Origin of the sequence: Collinsella sp. TM10-22 (genome assembly GCF_003466125.1) — a bacterium.
In the GTDB taxonomy this organism is placed as follows: Bacteria; Actinomycetota; Coriobacteriia; order Coriobacteriales; family Coriobacteriaceae; genus Collinsella.
In genome coordinates this window covers 331,571-337,581 of the sequence record NZ_QSOC01000002.1, presented here as the reverse complement: position 1 = coordinate 337,581, position 6,011 = coordinate 331,571, and the positions used below count along the sequence as shown (strand labels likewise).

At 61.1% G+C, this 6,011-nt stretch carries 4 protein-coding genes; all 4 read left to right on the top strand.

Translation table 11 applies throughout. The features are described 5' to 3' along the window. Window positions 1-257 precede the first annotated feature (257 nt). The 4 genes from feoB to DXD94_RS03440 all read left to right on the top strand — a co-directional run bounded on the left by feoB (window position 258) and on the right by DXD94_RS03440 (window position 6,011). Window positions 258-2,618 (top strand): ferrous iron transport protein B, encoded by a 2,361-nt coding sequence (gene feoB / locus DXD94_RS03455; protein WP_117763227.1) that lies wholly within the window; start codon window positions 258-260, stop codon window positions 2,616-2,618. A gap of 124 nt (window positions 2,619-2,742) precedes the next feature. Further along, the gene (locus tag DXD94_RS03450; protein ID WP_117763226.1) at window positions 2,743-3,939 is read left to right on the top strand and encodes an MFS transporter; all 1,197 of its coding nucleotides are present in this window, start codon (window positions 2,743-2,745) and stop codon (window positions 3,937-3,939) included. A 128-nt stretch (window positions 3,940-4,067) separates the two neighbouring features. Further along, a complete protein-coding gene (locus DXD94_RS03445; RefSeq protein ID WP_117763225.1) occupies window positions 4,068-5,444 on the top strand; it encodes an alpha-amylase family glycosyl hydrolase in 1,377 nt (458 codons plus the stop codon). A gap of 3 nt (window positions 5,445-5,447) precedes the next feature. Then, a complete protein-coding gene (locus DXD94_RS03440) occupies window positions 5,448-6,011 on the top strand; it encodes a uracil-DNA glycosylase family protein (RefSeq protein WP_117734317.1) in 564 nt (187 codons plus the stop codon).

The following is a 6,011-nucleotide window of genomic DNA, read 5'->3' as shown; positions in this document are numbered from 1 at the left end:
GGGCCCGGGCTGACAATTTCGACTGTAATGGACGTTCTTAAGCGACTAGTCGAAAGGGACACTCTTGCGGCACTTGGCACTCGGGGACGTTCCTTTTGTGCCGGCACTTGGGGACGGTCCTTGCACCGATCTGTCGATTGAACATCGTTGCATGTTCGCGCTATCATGCATGGTTAAAAATGGTTAGCCATGGCAAACGGTTAGCGACGGTGAACATAAAAACAACGCCCTGTGGGCGCCGGGGGAGGAACACGGACGTGAAGCTCGATACACTCGAGATTGGAAAGGACGCCGTTGTCGCATCGGTGGCATCGGACGATCAGGCACTCCGACAGCATATTTTGGACATGGGTCTAACGCCGGGCACCGAAGTCACCATGATGAAGTACGCCCCTATGGGCGACCCGCTCGAGATTCGTCTGCGTGGCTACGAGCTGACGCTGCGCAAGGACGATGCCGCTCGCATTGAGCTCGTGGGCATCCACGACACCGATACGGGTCCGCGCGTGAACGCCGCTATTGGCACAACGGAGCACCCGGCCCTCGGCGAGGGGACGTATTCGCCCCGCGCGGCAAAGACGGCCGTGCCCGAGGGCGCGCCGCTGCACTTTGCCCTCGCCGGCAACCAAAACTGCGGCAAGACCACGCTGTTCAACCAACTGACGGGCTCCAACCAGCACGTCGGTAACTTTCCCGGCGTGACGGTCGACCGCAAAGACGGTACCATCCGCAACCATCCCGAGGCGAGCGTTACCGACCTGCCCGGCATTTACTCCCTGTCGCCGTACACGGGCGAAGAGATTGTGAGCCGCCAGTTTATCCTGGACGAGCATCCCGACGCCATCATCGACATCATCGACGCTACTAATATTGAACGCAACCTGTATCTAACGCTGCAGCTTATGGAGCTCGATCGCCCCATGGTCATCGCGCTCAACATGATGGACGAGGTGACGGCCAACGGCGGCGCCGTGGACGTCAACCTGCTCGAGAGCCTGTTGGGCGTGCCTGTTGTCCCCATTAGCGCTGCCCGCAACGAGGGCATCGGCGAGTTGGTGGATCATGCCTTGCACGTGGCGCGGTTCCGTGAGCGCCCCGGTCGCCTGGACTTCTGTGCGCCCGATGGCTCGGACGGCGGTGCGCTGCATCGCTGCATCCACGGCATTGCCAACCTTATCGAGGACCATGCCGCGACGGCGCACATTCCGGTGCGTTTTGCGGCGACCAAGCTGGTTGAGGGCGACGAGTTGGTGACGGAGGCGCTTCACCTGGACCGCAACGAGCTCGACGCCATCGAGCACATTATTTCCCAGATGGAGGGCGAGGCCGGCACCGACCGCCTGTCCGCGCTGGCCGATATGCGCTTTAGCTTTATCGGCGACGTGTGCGGGCGCTGCGTCGTCAAGCCGCACGAGAGCCGCGAGCACGTGCGTTCCGTCAAGATCGACCGCATCCTGACGGGTCGCTACACGGCCATTCCGGCGTTCCTGGTGATCATGGGCCTCGTCTTTTGGCTGACGTTTGGCGTGATCGGCGCAGCGCTGCAGGGACTCTTGGAGGACGGCATCGCTGCCATCATCGCTTCGGCCGATGCGGGCCTCAAAGCGTTCGGCACCAACGACGTGGTGCGCTCGCTGGCTGTCGACGGCGTGCTCACAGGCGTGGGCAGCGTGCTCACCTTCCTGCCGATTATCGTCGTGCTCTTCTTGTTCCTCTCCATTTTGGAGGACTCGGGCTACATGGCGCGCGTGGCCTTTGTCATGGATAAGGTGCTGCGCCGCTTTGGCCTGTCGGGTCGCAGCTTCGTGCCCATGCTCGTCGGTTTTGGCTGCACCGTGCCGGCTATCATGTCGACCCGCACGTTGCCGTCCGAGCACGACCGCAAGATGACCGTCATGCTCACGCCGTTCATGAGCTGCTCGGCCAAGTTGCCGGTCTACGGCCTGCTGTGCGGGGCGTTTTTCCCGCAGGCGACGGTTCCCGCTATGGTCTCGCTCTATCTGATCGGCATTGTGGTCGGCTGCGTCGCGGCTTTGGTGCTTAACCGCACGGCATTTAAGGGCGAGCCGGTGCCGTTTATCATGGAGCTTCCCAATTACCGTCTGCCGAGCGTCAAGACGACGGTGATGCTGGCATGGGATAAGGCCAAGGACTTTATTACCAAGGCCTTTACCATTATCTTTGCCGCTACCGTGGTCATCTGGTTCCTTCAGACGTTCGACATTCGCTTTAATGTGGTCGCCGATCAGTCGCAGAGCCTACTTGCCGGTCTGGGTAGCATTATCGCACCGGCGCTGACGCCGCTTGGGTTTGGCGACTGGCGTGCATCCACGGCGCTCGTTACTGGACTTATCGCCAAGGAGAGCGTTATCTCGACCCTCACGGTGCTTTTGGGTACAACCTCGCCCGCGGCACTGTCGACCATGTTCTCGCCGTTTACCGCCTACGTGTTCCTGGTCTTTACACTGCTGTACCCGCCTTGTGTGGCGGCAATCGGCGCCGTCAAGAGCGAGTTGGGCGCGCGCTATGCCGTGGCCGTGTTCGCGTTTCAAGTGATAGTCGCCTGGATCGTGGCATTTGTCGTGCATTCGGCGGGCATATTGCTGGGGTTGGCTTAGTTATGTATTGACGGCGCAACCTCTGTGTATCGAATTGTTTTCGGCCCTGCATCTGTACTGACGGATGCGGGGCCGTTGCTATATAATCGCCCACCGCTCAAGATAATCGGAGAGGTTTTCCTATATGGCTCAAACAAAGCAAGATGGCATCTCGCTCAAGCAGTGGCTCCCGCTTATCGGGCTCGCCTGTTGCGCGTTCATGTTCAACACGTCGGAGTTTATGCCCATCGGCCTTCTGACTGATATCGCCGCGTCGTTCTCGCTCACCGAGGCCCAAGCCGGCATCATGATTTCGGTCTATGCCTGGGGCGTCATGCTGCTGTCGCTGCCACTCATGGTGTTTGCCTCGCGCTTTGAGTTCAAGTGGATGCTGCTCGGCGTGCTCGCCGTGTTTTCTCTGGGTCAGTTCCTGTCTGCTGTGGCACCGACATATCCCATCCTGGTCTGTGCGCGCCTGGTGGTCGCTTGCGCACATGCCGTGTTCTGGTCGGTCGCCTCGATTATGGCCTCGCGCCTGGTTGACGCCCGCCACGGAGCGCTCGCTATCAGCATGATCGCCACGGGATCGTCCATCGCGCAGATCTTTGGCCTGCCGATCGGCCGCGCTATCGGCCTTGCCGTGGGCTGGCGCATGACGTTCGCCGCGGTCGGGGCCTTCTCTGCCGCCGCGGTGGTGTACCAGGCCGCGGTGTTTCCGGCCATGCCGGCGGGTGAGCGCTTTACCGTCAGACAGTTGCCCGTGCTGCTCAAGAACCCGTTCCTGATCGCGCTCTACGCGGTCACGGTCTTTATGGCGACCGGCTATTACGCAAGCTACAGCTATATCGAGCCCTTCCTGGCGCAGGTCGCACACGTCGATGCGGGCGCCATCACCATGACGCTGACGGCGTTTGGCTGTTCTGGTCTGCTCGGAAGCTGGCTGTTTGGCCGCCTGTTCGATGGGCATCGCTTCCCGTTCTTGGCTATCACGCTCTCCGGCGTGCCGGTGGCTCTGCTGCTTATGGCCCCCGCAGCCTCGGCACTCGTGTTGGTGCTTGCCGTCTGCGCACTATGGGGCTGCTGCGCCACGACCTTTAACGTGGCGTTTCAGGCCGAGCTCATCAAGTACACGCCGGCGGACTCGTCGGCCGTCGCCATGTCGATCTTCTCGGGCCTGTTTAACCTTGGTATCGGCACGGGCACCGCGATCGGCGGAGCCGTGGTGTCGGGCCCCGGTATCGCCTGGATCGGCTACGCGGGCGGCACGATTGCCGTCGTGGGCGTCATCCTCGCCATCACCGTGCTGTTCCCGGCCATACGCCGCGCAAAGCCTGTCGCCTAACCACACCCCCTCATCAGTTGCGGCGGAATGCGGACTGGATTGGGTAGCTAAAAAAGCCCCGTCCCAAATTAGCTACCCTGCTGGGCATACAATGGATGTCGTTGTGTTGAGCTTACCGGGAGGCTGTTATGTGGGCATACGAGACGACGTTCTATCAGATCTATCCGCTGGGCTTTTGCGGGGCTCCGCGCGAAAACGCCGCGCCTGTTGCCGAGGATGAGCTCTTCCAAGCTGCCGGTACCGCGCCCAATCCCGATGCCCCCATCATGAAAATCGCCCAATGGGCCGATTACCTGCAGGAGTTCGGTATCGGTGCCGTGTTGATCAACCCTCCGCTTGAGTCCGATAGCCATGGCTACGATACGCGCAGCCTGCGCCATATCGACCGCCGCCTGGGTGGAGATGCCGATTTTGCCGCCGTATGCGAGACACTGCACGCCCATGGCATCCGCGTGGTGCTCGATGCGGTCTTCAACCATGTGGGCCGTGGCTTTTGGGCCTTCCGCGATGTGCAGGAGCGCAAGTGGGATTCGCCCTACAAGGACTGGTTCCACATTAGCTTTGACGGCGAATCCTGCTATGGCGACGGCTTTTGGTACGAGGGCTGGGAGGGCCATTTTGAGCTCGTGAAGCTCAACCTGCAAAATCCTGCCGTAGTCGATTACCTGCTCGAGTCTGTGCGCCGTTGGGCCGATGACTTTGGCATCGACGGCCTGCGCCTGGACGTCGCCTACATGCTCGACCGCGACTTTATGCGTCGCCTGCACTCCTTTACCCGCGAGCTCAAGCCCGACTTTGTACTGATCGGCGAGACGCTCCACGGCGACTACAACCAGATCGTCAACGACGAGATACTCGACTCCTGCACCAACTACGAGTGCTACAAGGGCCTGTATTCCAGCTTTAACTCAGTCAATATGTTCGAGATCGCCCATTCGCTGCATCGCCAGTTTGGCGGCGACCCGTGGTGCATCTACCGCGGTAAACACCTGCTGAGCTTTGTCGACAACCACGACGTACCGCGCCTGGCGAGCATTCTCACCGACAAGCGCTGTCTGCGTCCCGCCTATGCCATGCTGCTTGGTATGCCGGGCATTCCGTGCGTCTACTATGGCAGCGAGTGGGGGATTGCCGGCGAAAAGGGCGGACCCGATGGCGACTGGGCGCTGCGACCCGCACTCGACGAGCCCGCGCCTAACGAACTGACAGGCTTTATTGCGCAGCTTGCACACCTGCGCTCGACAAACGATGCGGCGGCACGCGCTCTCAACTACGGCGCGTACCGTAACGTGGTGATTCAAAACAAGCAGCTGCTGTTCGAGCGTGCCTGCGACGACGCCACGGTGCTCGTGGCGGTGAATGCCGTGGACGAGACCTATTCCTTTACAGCCGGCGAGCTCAACGGGTCCTTTGTCGACCTGCTTGCCGACGACGCGCCCACGGTCGAGCTGGCGGGCACGCTTGAGCTTGCGCCCTATGAGGTGCGTTATCTGCTGAGGGTCTAGCCCATGCCTGCGTCTGACGAGGGCTATCAACATATTGAGCATGGGTTTGAGCCCGTGTTCGACCGGCACTCGCGCGTTTTGGTGCTCGGGTCGTTCCCCTCGGTGCTTTCGCGCGCCAACGCCTTTTACTATGGCAACCCTCAGAACCGCTTTTGGCGCGTGATAGCGGCATGCCTCGGTGCGCCTGTGCCACCCAATGAGGGCGATCCTTTGGCGGACGGTACGCCGGCGACACTCGACGCCTCGATTGCCGCCAAGCGATTCATGCTCCTCGACGGCGGCGTAGCCCTGTGGGATGTGATCGAGAGCTGCGATATCAAGGGCTCGAGTGACGCTAGTATTCGTAACGTCGTGCCGGCACACATCGAGCTCATCACCAGCAACGTGTCCATTGAGCAGGTAATATGCAACGGTGGCACGGCGGGGCGCCTCTACAAGCGCTATCTACAGGAGCGGACGGGCCTGCCCGCTGTCATATTGCCGTCAACAAGTCCCGCTAACGCGGCCTGGCGCCTGGAGCGCCTCGTTGAGTGCTGGCGCGAGGCCGTTGACTGGGGTGCTCGATAA

Bases quoted from the DNA above. Each gene is read 5' to 3' on its own strand.
- DXD94_RS03450 (WP_117763226.1), top strand. From the start codon at position 2,743: ATGGCTCAAACAAAGCAAGATGGCATCTCGCTCAAGCAGTGGCTCCCG.
- DXD94_RS03445 (WP_117763225.1), top strand. From the start codon at position 4,068: ATGTGGGCATACGAGACGACGTTCTATCAGATCTATCCGCTGGGCTTT.
- DXD94_RS03440 (WP_117734317.1), top strand. From the start codon at position 5,448: ATGCCTGCGTCTGACGAGGGCTATCAACATATTGAGCATGGGTTTGAG.